A 3,770-nucleotide genomic window follows, 5' to 3' on the forward strand; every position below is an offset into this window, starting at 1 on the left:
AGACGCGATATTTCTCTTAAGATTTACAAGAAAGACTACCGCTATCATTGCTTGGTTTTCGCGTTGGCAATAGTCTTAATTCAATACCTGATATCGTATTATATATCAAGTGGGCGATTTTCTTAACTCACTTATGTCAATTCTTGTCAACATAAGTATAGTTTTGTCTATAAAATAGTCAGCTTAGGACTAGCTCTTTCTCATAGTCTACTGCCAAATAGCTTCTTTTTGATTAATCTACTTTATGACAAGCTTTAATCGCTCTACCACTCGTCGGTTGAAAACATTAACTCAAATTCCTTCTGTATGGGAGGGCGATCGCCGTCCAATGTCATCGTCGCCAACATCAGCTTCAGACTCCGAGAGCAACGGTGAATGTATTCTTTGGGTAGATGGTTCCCAAGGTGTGGTGCGGGGGATGGATGTAGTATCTCCTGAAATAGGTCCAGAAGCAATTGTTCGCACCTTAATGCGTGCAATGGAGCATCCCCATAGCCCTGGTAAACCCGCCAGACCCCAAAAGATTGTAGTTAAAGACCGAGAAATTCAGTTTTACCTGCGGGGTGTGCTGCAAGGCTTGGATATTAGCATTGATTACGTTCCCGAATTGCCCTTAATCGACGAACTATTCCGCGGATTTACTGAGATACAGGATAACCAAGTTCCCGATTTACCTCCCCAATATGCACAAGTATTGCGTGATCAGGCCTTCGCTGTTTGGCACACTGCACCTTGGGAATTTTTACAAGAACAACAAATATTATCAATAGAGATTAATAACTGGGACGTTGGGACACTGTACGTTTCCGTGATGGGGATGTTGGGGATGGAGTACGGTATTTTACTTTATCGCTCTGAAGATTCGCTGAGGCAGTTTCGGGCAGAAGTTTTAGAGGATGATGAATCACAAGCACATTTAGAAGAGGCTTTCCTCAAACAAGACTGTCTATTTCTGACTTTTGAAAGTGAAGATGAAGATGAAGATGAAGATGAAATGGATGGGGACGAGGATTTAAGCGATTTACCCATATCGGAAATTGAGCCTACTTTCGGTAATATCCACCCATTAGAAGGATTGCGGTCGGTTTTGTATGAAGAGGAAGCACTAGCAGTGTTTGTGGCTCTAGAGAGCCTGATCCGCTTTATCCGCGATTACCATAACCAGCTCGATAGTGAAACTTTTCCTACCCTCAGCCGTCGCTATCGTATTTCTGTACCTAAATCCAATTCAGAATCAATTAAGTCTTTGTCTGTGACTGTCTCCACTATGCCGCAATTAGCAGCAGAATTAGAGGAAATGGCAGGTTGGGGCATGGAAGAACTAGAAATGGGAGCCGAAGACTTGCCTGATTTTCCTGGCTTGCGAGATGATCTGATTCCAGAAAATTCTTTTATCAGTCTGGGAGTAATCTCTTGGGAAATGTTAGACTCATTGCGTCAAGGAGTTCTAAATTATCAGTCTGCTGAAATATCAAAAGTGGGTGATGGATTACCGGTAGTTTTAATTCAAACCTCACGACCCAAGGCTAAAACTATCATTGAAAATATTGTCGCAGCCGGCGGACTCAAAGCCATTTGCTTTAATCCGGGTGCTGATCCTTTTGATGGCGATCGCTACGATTTAGGTTTGTTGCAAACTGAAAATGGCGAATTATTCTTGTTCGGTGAATTTTTAGATGATGATCCAACCCATGGAGAGGCGCGGAAAAAATGGGATGAGCGGTGTAAAAACACCAACGGCTACTGTGCTTTGATTATTGCCAAAGGAATAAAAGGATCTACGAGTCGCAACCCCCAATTAGGAGATATGATGGCTTTATTTGAAGCGCACTCACTTTCTCATCAAGCCCTAGGTTTTGGCACTCTGCAACTCATGCCTGAGTGAGAATTTGACTAAAACTTACCCAAGAATCAATAGCTAATTCCGCTACCAACTCAGTTACAATTTGTAAAGAAACTGAAAGGGTAAGATGGAATGCGCGTTGCAATTGTGGGTGCGGGACTGGCTGGGCTAGCAACCGCGGTAGATTTGGCTGATGCTGGTTGTGAAGTAGAGATTTTTGAGTCCCGCCCATTTGTTGGTGGTAAAGTCAGTAGTTGGGTAGATGAAGATGGCAACCATATTGAAATGGGATTGCACGTATTTTTTGGTTGTTACTACCAGCTATTTGATTTAATGGAGAAAGTGGGGGCATTATCCAATTTACGGCTAAAAGAACATACCCACACTTTTATTAATCAAGGGGGACGTACTGGTAGTTTAGATTTTCGCTTTATTACTGGTGCGCCTTTCAATGGATTAAAGGCATTTTTTACAACTTCTCAATTATCATTACAAGATAAACTACAAAATGCCATCGCCTTGGGTACTAGCCCCATTGTTCGCGGATTAGTAGACTTCAACGGGGCGATGAAAACTATCCGTAACTTAGATAAAGTTAGCTTTGCTGAATGGTTCCGCAGTCACGGCGGTAGTGAGGGTAGTATCAAACGGATGTGGAACCCCATTGCTTATGCTTTGGGATTTATTGATTGTGATCATATTTCCGCCCGTTGTATGTTGACAATCTTCCAGTTTTTTGCATCTAAAACTGAAGCCTCAATTATGCGGATGCTGGAAGGTTCCCCAGATGAGTATTTGCACAAGCCCATCCTGAAATATTTAGAAGCAAGAAACGTTAAAATTCATACTCGTCGCCAAGTCAGGGAAATTCAATTTACTCAATCAGGAGAACAAACTCAGGTAACTGGTATTGTAGTTGCCCAAGGTGACACCACACAAACCGTTAGGGCTGATGCTTACCTGTGTGCTTGCGATGTCCCGGGGATTCAGCGTATATTACCCGAAGAGTGGCGTAAGTGGTCGGAATTTGACAATATTTATAAATTAGATGCAGTACCCGTGGCCACAGTACAGCTGCGATTTGATGGCTGGGTAACAGAACTCCAAGATGAACACGAACGCAAACAGCTAAATCATGCCGCGGGGATAGATAATTTACTGTATACTGCCGATGCTGACTTTTCTTGTTTTGCTGATTTAGCCCTGGCTAGTCCCAGTGATTATTATCGCCCGGGACAAGGGTCTTTATTACAGTTGGTACTCACACCGGGAGATCCTTTTATTAAACAAACCAATGAAGCGATCGCCCAACACGTCCTCAAACAAGTTCATGAACTGTTCCCCTCATCCCGCGAACTGAATATGACTTGGTATAGTGTTGTAAAACTGGCGAAATCACTCTACCGAGAAGCACCAGGGATGGATCCTTACCGTCCTGACCAAAAAACCCCAGTGCATAACTTCTTTTTAGCAGGTAGTTATACTCAACAAGATTATATTGACAGCATGGAGGGAGCAACCATTTCTGGACGGCGTGCAGCAAAAGTGATTTTAGAGAACCTGAAACAATAAGCAAACGCACTAAGCAGAGGTTAGCCAATAGCTAGTTATTTGCTAACAATAGATTATATATCCTCATAACTGCTCAGATAGTGGTATGGCTTATGTACCACTACGAGAAGCAGTCAAACAACTGGGACTGCACCCAAACACTTTAAGGAAGTACGCAGACAATGGCAAGATTGAAAGCATCAAAAACGAAGGAGGACAAAGACTTTTTCACGTTGAATCCTACCTCCGTGGTGCCACTAGAACTTCCATTGTCTGCTACTGCCGAGTTAGTTCAACCAAACAACGAGACGACCTTGGTAGACTTGCCTATATGCAATCACTCTACCCAGATGCCGAAATCATCAAAGATATCGGC

The 3,770-nt window shown here is 42.9% G+C and carries 3 protein-coding genes; all 3 read left to right on the top strand.

Going from position 1 to position 3,770, the window contains the following annotated elements; all coding sequences use genetic code 11:
* Positions 1 to 244: 244 nt before the first annotated feature.
* On the top strand, positions 245 to 1,885 hold the full coding sequence (locus PN457_RS15725; protein WP_271734339.1) for a DUF6930 domain-containing protein: 1,641 nt from the start codon (positions 245 to 247) through the stop codon (positions 1,883 to 1,885).
* Between the two features lie 90 nt (positions 1,886 to 1,975).
* Positions 1,976 to 3,415 carry a 9,9'-di-cis-zeta-carotene desaturase gene (gene zds, locus PN457_RS15730; RefSeq protein WP_271734340.1) on the top strand — a complete coding sequence of 480 codons (1,440 nt, stop codon included), beginning with the start codon at positions 1,976 to 1,978 and terminating at the stop codon, positions 3,413 to 3,415.
* Between the two features lie 85 nt (positions 3,416 to 3,500).
* Positions 3,501 to 3,770, top strand: a 270-nt coding sequence (locus PN457_RS15735; RefSeq protein ID WP_271734341.1) for a MerR family DNA-binding transcriptional regulator, incomplete at its 3' end; no start/stop codon positions are given.

This window comes from Anabaenopsis arnoldii (assembly GCF_028331025.1).
Lineage (GTDB): Bacteria > Cyanobacteriota > Cyanobacteriia > Cyanobacteriales > Nostocaceae > Anabaenopsis > Anabaenopsis arnoldii.